Raw genomic sequence first — 14,250 nt, 5'->3', positions numbered from 1 at the left:
GCGCGGTTTTTTAGTTTAAAAGTGGTGATTCGTCCATCGAATAAAAAACAAGCTCCCGATCGAATGGGAGCTTGTTTTTTATGCTTGTGCGTCTAAAAACTCAGTTACTTGTGCTGGTGATTTGGCGTTTGCACTATGTAAGTGAGCTAGTTTTTCACCATTTTTGAAAATTAATAATGATGGAATCCCCATTACTTGATATTTTTCAGCTAGCTCTGGGAAATCATCACGGTTAATGGAGTACCATTTATATTGGTTGTATTCTTCAATAATCGGATCGATAAACATATCCATACGTGTGCAGTCTGGGCACCAACCAGCGAAGAATTTCATAATGATTGCTTGATCTGTAGAGATTAGCTCGTTAAATTGTTCTAATGTTGTTACTTGTTCCATTTGAATATCACTCCTTTATAAGTAGTGTACACATTTTCAGAAGGTAACGAAAGAAATTTGACTTTACCTAAAGAGCCAAGAAAATTATTTTTTGAAAATACTGTGAAAAAAATATTGCTTTAATAAAAGAAATAAACTACACTAAAGACAGAAAATATGTTTTTAAATAATAATGTAGTAGTGAGCTATTTTTTTTCGCTACAAAATGAATGACTGTTCATTCAAAAGATTGCACAAGGGGGAATTGCTCGTGGCATACAGCATTAAAAAAGCAGCCGTTTTAGGCTCAGGGGTTATGGGTTCAGGCATTGCAGCGCATTTAGCGAATATCGGTATTCCAACATTATTATTGGATATTGCGCCGAAGGAATTAACGACGGACGAACAAGCGAAGGGGTTAACGCTTGAACATCCAGCAGTGCGAAATCGCTTTGCACAAGGGGCAATGCAAAAATTATTAAAACAAAAACCAGCACCGCTTTCTTCAAAGCAAAACTTAGCTTTAATTACACCGGGAAATTTTGAGGATGACTTAGAAAAGCTTAAAGATGTGGACTGGATTATTGAAGTAGTAGTTGAAAATTTAGATATTAAAAAGAGCTTATATGAAAAAATTGATGCTGTTAGAAAGCCAGGCACAATTATTACGTCAAATACATCTGGTATTAGCATTAATGCAATGGCAGAGGGGCGCTCAGAGGATTTTAAAAAGCATTTCTTAGGAACGCATTTCTTCAATCCACCACGTTACTTAAAGCTTTTAGAAGTAATCCCAGCAAACTCAACTGCACCAGAGGTTGTAGCATTTATGCGTGAATTTGGCGAAGATGTGCTCGGTAAAGGGGTTGTCATTGCAAAGGATACACCGAACTTTATCGCAAATCGCATCGGTACATATGGTCTACTTGTGACGATGCATGAAATGCAGGAACGTGGCTATTCAATCGGCGAAGTAGATTCTGTAACAGGTCCTTTAATCGGTCGTCCGAAATCTGCGACATTCCGTACGCTCGATGTTGTAGGCTTAGACACATTTGCGCATGTAGCCAAAAATGTTTACGACAATACAACAGGTGAGGAGCAGCAAGTATTCGCTGAGTCCGCAGTTGTGAAAAAGATGATAGACAATGGCTGGTTAGGTGCGAAATCTGGTCAAGGCTTCTTCTTAAAGCAAGGTAAAGAAATCTTAGAGTTAAACCTACAAACATTCGAATATGAGTCTGTGAAAAAACTTAAAACGCCATCAATGGAAATGGCAAAGCAAGTAAAGGGCTTAGCGAATAAAGTAAAAACACTTGTTTATGCAAATGACCGCGTAGGCGAATTGCTATGGAATGTATTCGCACCAACATTAATTTATTCAGCGCAGCTACATGGCGAAATTGCTGACGATGTCGTAGCAATTGATAATGCAATGAAGTGGGGCTTCGGCTGGACACAAGGGCCATTTGAAATATGGGATGCGATTGGCGTTAAAGACTCTGTTGCAAAAATGGAGGCAGAAGGTCGTGAGGTACCTAAGTTTGTAAAAGGCTTATTAGAAAAGGGCTTTGAAACATTCTATTCAGAAATCGACGGTGACTTAGCATTTTATAATGGTACAGAGTATGAGAAGATACCAACTAACCCAAAAGTAATTGATTTAAAACGCTATAAGAAAAAACATGGTGTCATTAAATCAAATACGGGTGCTAGCCTAATTGATTTAGGAGATGGTATTGCATTATTAGAATTTCACTCGCAATCAAATGCGATTGGCTTAGATATTATTCAAATGCTTAACTTTGCAATCGACGAAGTGGAAGCAAAATATAAAGGCTTGGTTATCGGTAACCAAGGTAAAAACTTCTGTGTAGGGGCAAATCTTGGCATGATTTTAATGGAAGCACAAGATGACAATATCTTCGAACTAGATTATGTGATTCGTGCATTCCAAAGCGCAATGCGCCGTATTAAATATTGTAACAAGCCAGTAGTCGCAGCACCTTTCCAAATGACATTAGGTGGTGGCTCAGAAGTTTGCTTGCCAGCCGCACATATTCAAGCATCAGCTGAAACATATATGGGCCTTGTAGAAGTTGGCGTTGGCTTAATTCCAGGTGGTGGCGGTAATATCGGTCTTTATGAAAAGCTATTAAAAGGGCTACCAAATGGCGTAGAAATCGATTACCAAGCAATCGCAACGAAAGTATTTGAAACAGTCGCACTTGCAAAAGTATCTACTTCTGGTGAAGAAGCGCGCGAAAACAACTTCTTAAACTTCGCAGATGGTATTTCTGTTAATGCAGATCACCAATTATATGATGCAAAGCAAGCAGCACTGGCGTTATACGAGGCAGGCTATACAGCACCACTGAAAAAGAAAGTAAAAGTTGTCGGCGCACCTGGTTATGCGACATTACTTCTTGGCGCACAGGGCATGTTCCAATCAGGCTATATTAGCGAGCATGATTTAAAAATTGCGAAAAAGCTAGCTTATGTTATCGCAGGCGGTTTAGTACCATACGGAACAGAAGTGACAGAGGAATACTTATTAAACTTAGAAAAAGAGGCATTTTTACAATTGGTTGCTGATCCAAAATCACAAATGCGTATGCAGCACATGCTTGTAAAAGGAAAGCCATTACGTAACTAGTTTAGAAGGGGGATATGAATGATGCGTGAAGCTGTCATTGTAGCAGGTGCTCGTACACCGATTGGGAAAGCGAAAAAGGGGTCACTTGCAACAGTTCGACCGGATGATTTCGGTGCACTTGTAGTAAAAGAAACATTGAATCGAGCAGGTTACGAAGGGCCAATCGATGATTTAATTATAGGCTGTGCGATGCCAGAAGCAGAGCAGGGCATGAACGTAGCCCGTAATATTGGAGCGTTAGCAGGTTTACCAGATACGACGCCAGCATTAACAGTTAATCGTTTTTGCTCGTCAGGCTTACAAACGATTGCCTATGCTGCCGAGCGCATTATGCTTGGTCATTCGAAGGCAATCATTGCAGGTGGCGTAGAGTCAATGAGTATGATTCCGATGACAGGAAATACGATTCGTTTGAACCCGAAGCTTGCAGAGGAAGCGCCGCAATACTATATGAGCATGGGGCATACGGCAGAGGAAGTAGCACAGCGTTATGAAGTCAGCCGTGAGGATCAAGATAAATTTGCAGTTCGTTCGCATGAATTGGCAGAGAAAGCAATTAAAGATGGTAAATTTAAAGATGAAATCGTACCTGTTGAAGTTATTCAACATTATGTAGATGCAAATAACAAGCTACAGGAAAAGAAGTTTATTTTTGATACAGATGAAGGTGTACGTCCTGGCACTTCAGTAGAAGGTTTAGCAAAGCTACGTCCAGCATTTAACGTCAAAGGGTCTGTAACAGCGGGGAATGCGTCACAAACTTCTGACGGGGCAGCGGCTGTTCTTGTAATGGATAAAGAACAAGCTGAGGCACAAGGCTTAAAGCCACTTGCAAAGTTTTTAGGCTTTGCAGTTGGTGGGGTGGCACCAGAAGTAATGGGTATAGGACCGATTGTAGCCGTACCGAAAGCGTTAGAAATTGCAGGGCTAACACAGGAGCAAATTGATTTATGGGAAATCAATGAAGCGTTCGCATCACAATCGTTGCAAGTAGTACGCCACTTAGGTATTGATGAAAATAAAGTGAATGTAAACGGTGGTGCAATTGCATTAGGTCACCCACTTGGTGCAACAGGAACAATTTTAACATTGAAATTAATTCATGAATTAAAGCGTCGTGGTGGCAAATACGGCGTTGTGACAATGTGTATCGGTGGCGGTATGGGTGCTGCTGGTGTGTTTGAAGTATTGTAAACTTTAAGGCTAGATGATGAAATGCAGTAGTCATCTAGCTACTATATAACTTTTTACTGAATGAATGTTCATATATATTTCAAGGGGGAACTTGTTATGACAAATATTATTAAAGGCGGAAGCTTTTTAGTAGAAGAAGTAGATATTAATCGTGTAATTACACCAGAGGATTTCACTGATGAGCAAAAAATGATTGCAAAAACAACAGAGGAGTATGTAGCGAACGAAGTACTACCAGTTGTAGAAAATTTAGAAAATCATGAGTTTGAGCATTCTGTTCGTTTACTTAAAACTGCTGGTGAGCTAGGGCTTTTAGCAGCTGACGTACCAGAAGAATATGAAGGTTTGGAGTTGGATAAAATTTCTTCTGCCTTAATCGCAGAAAAAATGTCAGTAGCAGGTGGCTTCTCAATCACACACGGTGCACATGTTGGTATCGGTTCATTACCAATCGTGTTATTCGGTAATCATGAGCAAAAATCAAAATACTTACCAAAGCTTGCTTCAGGTGAATTAATTGCGGCTTATGCATTAACAGAGCCAGGCTCAGGTTCTGATGCATTAGGTGCAAAAACAACAGCAAAATTAAATGCTGCTGGTACACACTATGTATTAAATGGTGAAAAGCAATGGATTACAAACGCTGGTTTCGCAGATGTATTTGTAGTGTATGCAAAAATTGATGGCGATAAATTCTCTGCATTCATCGTAGAACGCTCATATCCAGGCGTTTCTGTAGGTCCAGAGGAGAAGAAAATGGGGATTAAATCTTCTTCAACACGTACATTAATTTTAGAAGATGCAGAAGTTCCTGTAGAAAATTTATTAGGTGAAGTTGGACGCGGTCATATTATCGCCTTCAATATTTTAAATATCGGTCGCTATAAATTAGGTGTAGGTACAGTTGGTGGTTCGAAGCGTGCGTTTGAGCTAGCTGTGCAATATGCAAATCAACGTAAGCAATTTAATACGCCAATTTCAAGCTTTAACTTAACAAAGGAAAAGCTTGCAACAATGGCTTCTCATATTTACGCATCTGAATCATTAAACTACCGTACAGTAGGCTATTTCGAGGATCGTTTAAGCCAATTGTCGGCTGAAGAGCAAAAGGATGGCAAAGCGATTGCTGGTGCTGTTGCAGAATATGCAATCGAGTGCTCAATTGCTAAAGTATTCGGTTCTGAAACATTAGACTATGTTGCAGATGAGGCGGTTCAATTACACGGTGGCTATGGCTTTATGGCTGAATATGAAGTGGAACGCATTTACCGCGATTCTCGTATTAACCGTATTTTTGAGGGGACAAATGAAATTAATCGCATGATTGTGCCAGGTACATTTATGAAGAAAGCATTAAAAGGTGAATTACCGCTATTACAAGTAGCGCAAAACCTACAATCAGAGCTATTAATGATGATGCCTGAAGAAGTAGGCGACGAGCCGTTAGCACAAGAGCTATACTTAGTGAAAAATGCGAAGAAAATTGCCGTATTAGCAGCTGGCGCAGCAGCTCAACGCTTTGGTGTAAAATTGGAAGCAGAGCAAGAAGTTTTAGTGAACATTGCCAACATTGCGAACCAGCTTTATGCAATGGAATCGGCTGTTATTCGTACACAAAAAGCAATCGAGCGCGACGGTGCAGAAAAAGCTGCACAAAAACTGCTATACACGCAAATCTTCTGCCAAGAAGCATTTGCTGAAATCGAAAAAGAGGCAAAAGACACGCTACTTGCTTCAGTTGAAGGCGACGCAGGCCGCATGACTTTATCAGCACTACGTAAATTAACACGTAACAACCCATATAACTTAATTACGAAAAAACGTGAAGCTGCTGACAAGTTAATTGAAGCAGAGAAGTATATCGTTTAATATTTACTATAAAAGCACCTGATTATAAATGAATCAGGTGCTTTTTCAATCTAAAGGAGGCGATAATGATGGATTTTTTAACAAAGTTAATGGAGGAATACGGGATTGCTTCCATTATCCATAGCGAAAAACTAACAAAGGGACAATCTGCAACAACATATTTAATAAAGACAGAAACCCAGCGCAAATATATCGTGAAAACGATAAAATCCGCTTCAAAGGCACAGTTTGAATATGATTTACTTACACATATTAGACGGACAGAACCCTCAATTGTAGCAGAAATTTTACGTACCACATCAAATAAGCCCTTTATCCAAATTGAAGAAAGCATCTATCAAGTACAGCTATATATAGAAAGTCATCAACAACCGATACCATTGTATAAACTACTAACAGCTTATCAAGGTTTACAAAAAAGTATGCAGTATTTTCAGACAGACCATATCAATGAAAATCGCTTTTTATTAGCGAAATTATGGAATCAAAATAAGCAGCTTTTAAAGCAATATTATCCACATATATTTCAAGCATTCAACACGAATATAGACAGTTTCATACAATTAGACGAACAGAAGGATGCTTGGATTCATGGAGATTTAGGGCGCTGGAATGTTTTATGTCAATTAAACGGGCAGGCACTATTTATAGATTTTAGCGAAGCTCGTCAAGGCACAAAATATTTTGATTTAGTGGCACTTTTCACGTCTTATTTACCAGAAGATGAAATATTACAGAATTATGTAGATGAATTTTTTACGCTTTATGAGGGAGAAATAGATTTTCCTATGTTTAGCCGAACTATTGGTCTGTGGTATTTGAAAGGGATTTTAATGTTAGTGCAAAAGGATGCGCAAGCAATGAAGCAAGCTATTGATTATTTTTATCATAAGGCACAGCAGCTTGATAAATTGTTGCAAGCTTTATGCAATAGTGAGTGTGTTAGGAAAGACCAGTAACAATTAGGTCTTTCCTGACAACATTTATTTAACTCTCTCTTTACTGAATAGGAACTAGTATTTCACATAAATGATTCTTGATCATTTGTGCAGTATATCTCTCAATAATTGGCGTTTCTCTTATTAACAAGTTATTCTTTTCTATCTCAGAAAAAATATTGCCCCAAAATTCACTAACGGCTTCTTTAGTATGGTCAAGCAAGAAAACGGCGTATTTCCCACCTGAAAATTGCCCAACCTGAGCGGGTTCTGCCACATGGAAGTCTTCGTTTACAATAACGCAAACATCATAACGACATGCCTCTTTAGGAGTAACTGCTGGATTATCCTGTGGTATACCTAAAATTGTAGAATGCTCAAAAACATTATTCAATTTTGCCCATTCTTTACAAGATGCCATTAATGCTTGATTTATTTCTCCACCATATTCCCCAACATTTCGGAAATAGGCAATTCGTGATTTAGGTAATACTTCAATGGTTATTTTCATATTTTCATCCACCTTTCATGGATAAGGTAATATGCTATAAAATGTTTTTCAAGCTCTTTTAAAAGAATTTCACCTGATATATGATATTATTTTCAATAAGCGATTAAAAAGGAGCGACTATAAATGACAATTCAAATTTACCAATATCCAAATTGTTCAACATGTAAAAAAGCACAAAAATGGCTAGACGATCATAATATAGCATATGAATCGATACATATTGTGGAGCAAACACCAACAAAGGAGCAACTGCACTCAATTTATGAAACAAGTGGGTTTCCTTTAAAGAAATTTTTCAACACATCAGGTATGAAATATAAAGAGTTAGGTTTGAAGGATAAGCTCCAGGAGATGACGGAGGAAGAGCAATTAGAGCTACTTGCATCTGATGGAATGCTTATAAAAAGACCGCTCGTAACAGATGGCAAAAAAGTAACGTTAGGCTTCAAGGAGTCTGACTTCTTAGAATCGTGGAAATAACGTGAATAGTAACTTGTTTTTAAGTAAGAAATATGGCAAACTGAAAATGAATGTATTACATATTTGGAGGGGTTTTCATGAGCACACCAACAGAATTACGTTATTCTAAAGAACACGAATGGGTAAAAGTTGAAGACGGCAAGGCGCGTATTGGTATTACGCATTTTGCACAAAACGAACTAGGAGATATCGTATTCGTTGAACTACCAGAAGTTGGCGATGAACTAACAATCAACGAGCCATTTGGTAGCGTTGAATCAGTTAAAACGGTTTCAGAACTATATGCACCAGTATCTGGTAAAGTAGTAGAAGTAAACGAAGAGCTAGGTGATAGCCCAGAATTCGTGAACGAATCTCCATATGAGCAAGCATGGATGGTAGTTGTTGAGCTTTCAAACCCATCTGAAGTAGATGAGTTAATGACTGCTGAGCAATATGACGAAATGACTGCAGAATAAAACATAAAAACACCAAAATCCATGTCGGATTTTGGTGTTTTAGCATATGAAAGGGGAATTCTAATGATTTGTATGGTTGTGGAAGGGCGTTCGGATAAATTAAAACTTGAGCAAGTGCTTGCTGAAGATGCGATTATTTTATGTACTAACGGAACGATGAGTGAAGACAATTTGCTTGAACTTTTAGCACCATATGAGTATCTTAGTCTTTATACACTTTTTGACGCAGATTTATCAGGGCAAAAAATGCGCAAGCTGATGAGGCGAATTTATTCGGAGGCTGTGCAGCTTGAAATACCTGCACAATATAAGGAAGTGGCGAAAACCCCAACATCTGTATTAACTGCGCTACTAAAAAAGGTAAATATACGAACAAAGTAGGACAACAATCATGGAAGAATGGACAATTGAACAGTGGCAACAGCAACTAAATAAGGACGATGTAGTCACTCTTTATTTATATACACCAATTTGTGGAACTTGTGCCGTAGCATCAAAAATGATGGATGTAGTAGAACAGCTATTGCCTACTATGCCTATTGGGAAAATGAATTTAAATTATTCTGAAAAATTAGCGATTGATTTGCAAGTAGAAAGTGTTCCTTGTCTAGTTATATCAAGGGGTGAAGGCGTTTTTGAAAAGATTTATGCATTTCAATCCGTACTAAATTTATATGAAATATTAAAAAGTAGTTGACTCACTTTTTATATCATGATAAAGTACATTCATACTAAAACTATCAATTAAATAAAGTCCTCTTATAAAGAGCGGTGGAGGGAAGTGCCCTATGAAGCCCGGCAACCATCACAATTGTGAAAAGGTGCCAAGTCACACAAAGTATACACTTTGAAAGATGAGAGAACGGTTCAACATATATTTTGTTATGTAAAGCCTTTCTGCTTGTTCAAAGTAGGAAGGCTTTTTTGTCTTACTTAAGCCAATGCTTTTTGAAGCAAGATGGATGTCACAGATTTTTAAGGGAGTAGAACGATGATTCAATTATCTAATATAACCAAGATTTATAAAACGAAAAACGGAGACTTGACTGCTGTCCGCGATGTTAATTTATCAATAGAGCAGGGCGAAATATTTGGCATTATCGGCTATAGTGGTGCTGGTAAAAGTACCTTGATACGCTTACTAAACGGTTTAGAAAAGCCAACATCTGGTGAAGTGATCGTCAGCGGTGAGGATATTGCACGTATTTCTGGTGGAAAGCTTCGCCAAGCGCGCCAAAAAATTAGTATGATTTTCCAGCATTTTAATTTACTTTGGTCCCGCACAGTTGAGGAAAATATTGCATTTCCTTTAGAGATTGCAGGTGTAAGTAAAGGTGAGCGAGCTGCTCGTGTGCAGGAATTAATCGAGCTTGTAGGTTTACAAGGAAGAGAGAAGGCCTATCCATCACAATTATCTGGCGGGCAAAAGCAGCGTGTTGGTATCGCACGAGCATTAGCAAACAATCCGGAAGTATTGCTTTGTGATGAGGCAACGTCAGCACTTGATCCAGAAACGACAGAGGCTATTTTAGAGCTTTTACTCGATATTAATAAAAAGCTTGGTCTAACAATCGTCTTGATTACACATGAAATGAACGTTATTCGCAAAATTTGTCACCGAGTGGCCGTTATGGAGGCTGGACAAGTCGTAGAACAAGGACAAGTGCTTAACGTATTTCAAAACCCACAGGCAACTATTACGAAAAACTTTGTATCGCAAGTATCTGATTCGAGTGAAACGAAGGAATCAATCGAGCAGATTATTGCAAATTATCCAACTGGGAAAATTGTCCGCGTTACCTTTGTTGGGCAATCAACGAAAGAGCCAATTATGTCACAGTTAATTAAACGATTTGATGTAGAAATTAATATTTTACACGGGGCAATTTCGCATACAGCAAACGGTCCTTACGGTACATTAATCGTGCACATTGACGGAGCACAGGGAAATATAGAAGAAGCTCTTCATTTACTAGCGACAAACAATATTCAAACGGAGGTGATTGCTCGTGGTTGAACAATTATTTCCGAACGTTAACTGGGATAGAATGTGGCAGGCAGCATATGAAACGATTTATATGACAGCTGTTTCTACTGTTATTACATTTATTTTAGGACTAGTGATTGGTATTTTACTATTTTTAACAAGTCCACATCAGCTTTGGGCAAATAAAATTGCCAACTTTATTACAGGGTCACTTGTTAATATTTTTCGTTCAATTCCATTTATCGTTTTAATTATTTTATTAATTCCCCTTACCAATTTGCTGGTTGGGACGATTCGCGGGACGAATGCAGCACTGCCTGCGCTTATTATAGGAGCGGCACCATTTTATGCACGTATGGTACTTATTGCGCTACGTGAAATTGATAAAGGTGTAATCGAGGCGGCTCGTTCGATGGGTGCAAAAACATCGACAATTATTTTTAAAGTGCTAATCCCTGAATCATTGCCAGCATTAATTTCTGGTATTACTGTGACGGCTATTGCGCTTGTTGGTTATACAGCGATGTCAGGTATTATCGGCGCAGGTGGTTTAGGTCAGTTAGCATATATCGATGGCTTCCAACGTGATCGTAGCGATGTCACACAAGTGGCAACAATTATCATTTTAGTTATCGTCTTTATTATTCAATGGATTGGCGATGTAATTACTACAAAAGTAGATAAACGTTAGATGTTTATAGGGCAACCTGTTCACATATAGAAAGTTAAAAAAGAGAGGAAGAAAGAAACATGAAAAAATGGTTATCCATCTTATTATTATCTGTCCTTGCACTAGTATTAGTAGCTTGTGGTACAAAGGAAGATAATAAAGAAGAAGCAAATACAGGCAGTAACACAGAAAGTGATAATGGTACAACAGAAACAACGGAGCCAACAAAATTAGTAGTAGGTGCATCATACGGCCTACATGATATTATTTTAGAGCAAGCAAAGCCAATTTTAGCTGAGCAAGGTGTAGAATTAGAAGTTCGTCAGTATCAAGATTATGTAATGCCAAACCAAGATTTAGAATCTGGTGATTTAGATGCAAACTACTTCCAACACATTCCGTATTTAGAAAATGAAATTAAAGAAAAAGGCTATGATTTTGTTAACGCGGGTGGTATTCATATCGAGCCAATCGCTATTTATTCTCAAAAATATAAATCAATCGATGAGCTACCAAATGGTGCAACAATTATTATTTCAAACTCAATTACGGACCAAGGTCGTATTTTAACATTGCTCGAAAACTTAAATCTTATTAAATTAGCAGAAGGTATTGATAAAACAGCTGCAACAATCGATGATATTATAGAAAATCCGAAAAACTTAGTAATCGATGCAAGCTCAGCACCAGAAATGCTAACAACTTATTATAAAAATGGCGAAGGCGATGCAGTTGTAATTAACTCAAACTTCGCAATCGACTTCAAATTAGATCCAATTAAAGATTCAATTGCTATCGAAGGTTCAGAATCTCCATATGTAAACGTAATTGCTACACGTGCAGGCGATGAAAATAGCGATGCAATTAAAAAATTAATTGATGTATTACATTCACAAGAAATTCAAGACTTTATTTTAAAAGAATGGGACGGCGCTGTCGTACCAGTTGAGAAATAAATAATAGAAAACCTTCTAAATCGCTTACAACAATTGCTGAAGGTCTCTCTTATAAAAGGCTGTAGGGAAAACAGATGTCTATCTGCTTTTCCTTACAGCCTTTGTGCATTTTTAATAAAACTGACGAAATATTTTGATGTTAATATTCAGCATTATTGAAACTGTGTAAGCCTTGAAAAAAAGTCGCTAACGAATGAGAGAAAAATTTGCTCAGATGGCGCTAGCTCTCTCGTTGTTGGATAAATAATGCCTACTGTGCGGCGAATAACAGGCATGACAATTGGTATTTTTACTGTTAAGCGCGGTGTAGAATCATAGAGTGAGCTTTCAGGTAATAAAGTAACGCCAATACCTGCTGCAACAAGTCCCTTTAATGCATCCATATCCTCTCCTACAGAGGTGATTTTTGGCGCAAAGCCAGATGAACGGCAAGCATCCATAACGACCTTATGTAAAATATAGCCTTCAGGGAACATCACAAAATCGTCATTACGCAAATCAGTTAAATTAATTGTTTCTTTTTTGTGTAGCGGATGTGATATAGGTAGTAGGGCATACATATTTTCGCTAAATAGCACGTTAACATTGATTGAATCGTCCTTCGGTGGAATAGGACCTAACAATGCTAAATTCAGCTCACGGTTTTTGACAGCTTCGATTAAATATTTATAAGAGCCTTGACGCAATTGAAAAGCAACATCTGGATACTCTCGCTTAAAAGCGGAGATAACAGTTGGTAGCACATAGCTTGCTAAGCTCGTTGGGAAACCTACTTTAATAACGCCTTTTTTAGGATCTAAATATTCTTCCACTTGCTTTGTTGCGAAATCTATTGCTTTTAATGCAGTTAAACTATGTTCTAGGAAGATTTTACCGACAGGTGTAAGCTTGACGTTACGACCGACGCGTTCAAAAAGCGGCGTACCTAGCTCTTCTTCCAAGTTAGCTATTTGCCTACTAACAGCGGACTGAGCGACATGTAAAAATTCTGCTGCCTCTGAAATATGCTCGCGTTCAGCGACTGCAACAAAATAGCGTAATTGACGTAACTCCAATATTGTCACCTCGTTTCTTAATTAAATTATATCAAATTTAGGATGCAAGTCACATAAGTAAACAAGAATATTAATTGAAATCCATTCTCATTCATGGTGTTCTTATTGAAAATCTCCTAATTGATAAGTATTTCAAGTCATTCTTAGGAAATTATGCGTAGTATAGTAGCTCTTAATAAATTTTCTTGTAGTATTTAATTAAAATTATTCTAAACTATTTGCAACGATACTCCTTTTCAGTTAAGATTGTACATGATAATAATTATGCAATGGGACACCCATGCAATGAACATTATGGAGGTAATTTAATGGCAACTTTAGAAATTAAAGATCTTCACGTTGAAATCGACGGAAAAGAGATTTTAAAAGGTGTAAACTTATCAATCAGCACAAACGAAGTACACGCAATTATGGGTCCTAACGGTACTGGTAAATCTACGTTAGCATCTGCAATTATGGGTCATCCTAAATATGAAGTAACACAAGGTGAAGTATTACTAGATGGTGAGAACGTATTAGAAATGGAAGTAGACGAGCGCGCAAAAGCTGGTTTATTCCTTGCAATGCAATATCCATCAGAAATTGCTGGTGTTACAAATGCAGACTTCTTACGTTCAGCTATTAACGCTCGTCGTGAAGAAGGCGATGAAATTTCTTTAATGAAATTCATTCGTGAATTAGATAAAACAATGGAATTTTTAGAAATGCCGGAGGAAATGGGTCAACGTTACTTAAACGAAGGCTTCTCTGGTGGTGAGAAAAAGCGTAACGAAATTTTACAATTAATGATGATTAAGCCAACATTCGCTATTCTTGATGAAATCGACTCAGGTCTTGATATTGATGCATTAAAAGTTGTATCGAAAGGTATTAACGAAATGCGCGGTGAAGGCTTCGGCTGCTTAATGATCACGCACTACCAACGTCTATTAAACTACATCACACCAGACCATGTACACGTAATGATGCAAGGTAAAGTTGTAAAATCTGGTGGTGCAGAGCTTGCACAACGTTTAGAGGCTGATGGTTACGACTGGATTAAGCAAGAATTAGGTATCGAAGAAGAAACTGTAGAAGCAGAAGCATAATAGAGGAGGACGA

The 14,250-nt window shown here is 37.9% G+C and carries 15 protein-coding genes and 1 riboswitch; of the genes, 12 read left to right on the top strand and 3 right to left on the bottom strand.

The window, feature by feature from the left end; all coding sequences use genetic code 11:
• Window positions 1-78: 78 nt before the first annotated feature.
• Window positions 79-396 (bottom strand): thioredoxin family protein, encoded by a 318-nt coding sequence (locus TY13_RS11990; RefSeq protein WP_042476213.1) that lies wholly within the window; start codon window positions 394-396, stop codon window positions 79-81.
• Window positions 397-646: 250 nt separating this feature from the next.
• On the opposite strand from TY13_RS11990, the gene TY13_RS11985 reads away from it, so the two are divergent.
• The 4 genes from TY13_RS11985 to TY13_RS11970 all read left to right on the top strand — a co-directional run bounded on the left by TY13_RS11985 (window position 647) and on the right by TY13_RS11970 (window position 7,053).
• Window positions 647-3,031, top strand: a complete 2,385-nt coding sequence (locus tag TY13_RS11985; protein WP_042476211.1) for a 3-hydroxyacyl-CoA dehydrogenase/enoyl-CoA hydratase family protein — start codon at window positions 647-649, stop codon at window positions 3,029-3,031.
• Between the two features lie 21 nt (window positions 3,032-3,052).
• Window positions 3,053-4,225 carry an acetyl-CoA C-acetyltransferase gene (locus tag TY13_RS11980; RefSeq protein WP_042476842.1) on the top strand — a complete coding sequence of 391 codons (1,173 nt, stop codon included), beginning with the start codon at window positions 3,053-3,055 and terminating at the stop codon, window positions 4,223-4,225.
• A gap of 96 nt (window positions 4,226-4,321) precedes the next feature.
• Window positions 4,322-6,094, top strand: coding sequence for an acyl-CoA dehydrogenase family protein (locus tag TY13_RS11975; protein ID WP_042476207.1), 1,773 nt, complete (start codon window positions 4,322-4,324; stop codon window positions 6,092-6,094).
• Between the two features lie 65 nt (window positions 6,095-6,159).
• On the top strand, window positions 6,160-7,053 hold the full coding sequence (locus TY13_RS11970) for a phosphotransferase (RefSeq protein WP_081796979.1): 894 nt from the start codon (window positions 6,160-6,162) through the stop codon (window positions 7,051-7,053).
• Between the two features lie 40 nt (window positions 7,054-7,093).
• Here the strand turns inward: TY13_RS11970 and TY13_RS11965 are convergent, their stop codons facing one another.
• Window positions 7,094-7,543, bottom strand: a complete 450-nt coding sequence (locus tag TY13_RS11965) for an AraC family transcriptional regulator (protein WP_042476202.1) — start codon at window positions 7,541-7,543, stop codon at window positions 7,094-7,096.
• A 123-nt stretch (window positions 7,544-7,666) separates the two neighbouring features.
• On the opposite strand from TY13_RS11965, the gene TY13_RS11960 reads away from it, so the two are divergent.
• From TY13_RS11960 to TY13_RS11930, 7 genes are all read left to right on the top strand, one after another.
• The gene (locus tag TY13_RS11960; RefSeq protein WP_042476201.1) at window positions 7,667-8,023 is read left to right on the top strand and encodes an arsenate reductase family protein; all 357 of its coding nucleotides are present in this window, start codon (window positions 7,667-7,669) and stop codon (window positions 8,021-8,023) included.
• A gap of 77 nt (window positions 8,024-8,100) precedes the next feature.
• Complete coding sequence (gene gcvH, locus TY13_RS11955) at window positions 8,101-8,481, top strand: glycine cleavage system protein GcvH (protein ID WP_042476198.1); 381 nt, start codon at window positions 8,101-8,103, stop codon at window positions 8,479-8,481.
• A gap of 63 nt (window positions 8,482-8,544) precedes the next feature.
• Window positions 8,545-8,862 carry a toprim domain-containing protein gene (locus tag TY13_RS11950; RefSeq protein WP_042476196.1) on the top strand — a complete coding sequence of 106 codons (318 nt, stop codon included), beginning with the start codon at window positions 8,545-8,547 and terminating at the stop codon, window positions 8,860-8,862.
• A gap of 10 nt (window positions 8,863-8,872) precedes the next feature.
• The gene (locus TY13_RS11945) at window positions 8,873-9,178 is read left to right on the top strand and encodes a thioredoxin family protein (protein WP_042476194.1); all 306 of its coding nucleotides are present in this window, start codon (window positions 8,873-8,875) and stop codon (window positions 9,176-9,178) included.
• A gap of 59 nt (window positions 9,179-9,237) precedes the next feature.
• A riboswitch (SAM riboswitch) is annotated at window positions 9,238-9,342 on the top strand.
• 130 nt (window positions 9,343-9,472) lie between these two features.
• Window positions 9,473-10,498, top strand: a complete 1,026-nt coding sequence (locus tag TY13_RS11940; protein WP_042476191.1) for a methionine ABC transporter ATP-binding protein — start codon at window positions 9,473-9,475, stop codon at window positions 10,496-10,498.
• Window positions 10,491-11,159 carry a methionine ABC transporter permease gene (locus tag TY13_RS11935; RefSeq protein ID WP_042476188.1) on the top strand — a complete coding sequence of 223 codons (669 nt, stop codon included), beginning with the start codon at window positions 10,491-10,493 and terminating at the stop codon, window positions 11,157-11,159. The genes TY13_RS11940 and TY13_RS11935 overlap by 8 nt, the downstream gene beginning before the upstream one ends.
• Before the next feature lie 59 nt (window positions 11,160-11,218).
• Complete coding sequence (locus TY13_RS11930) at window positions 11,219-12,094, top strand: MetQ/NlpA family ABC transporter substrate-binding protein (RefSeq protein WP_042476186.1); 876 nt, start codon at window positions 11,219-11,221, stop codon at window positions 12,092-12,094.
• Between the two features lie 152 nt (window positions 12,095-12,246).
• Here TY13_RS11930 and TY13_RS11925 read toward each other — a convergent pair whose 3' ends face one another.
• Window positions 12,247-13,149, bottom strand: a complete 903-nt coding sequence (locus TY13_RS11925; RefSeq protein WP_042476183.1) for a LysR family transcriptional regulator — start codon at window positions 13,147-13,149, stop codon at window positions 12,247-12,249.
• Between the two features lie 308 nt (window positions 13,150-13,457).
• Here TY13_RS11925 and sufC point away from each other — a divergent pair, with 308 nt between their 5' ends.
• On the top strand, window positions 13,458-14,237 hold the full coding sequence (gene sufC / locus TY13_RS11920) for a Fe-S cluster assembly ATPase SufC (RefSeq protein WP_042476180.1): 780 nt from the start codon (window positions 13,458-13,460) through the stop codon (window positions 14,235-14,237).
• Window positions 14,238-14,250 lie beyond the last annotated feature (13 nt).

The organism is Bacillus ndiopicus (assembly GCF_000612805.1).
Taxonomy (GTDB): domain Bacteria; phylum Bacillota; class Bacilli; order Bacillales_A; family Planococcaceae; genus Metasolibacillus; species Metasolibacillus ndiopicus.
The sequence above is the reverse complement of the archived record's forward strand: the minus strand, read 5'-3'. Positions and strand labels throughout refer to the sequence as shown.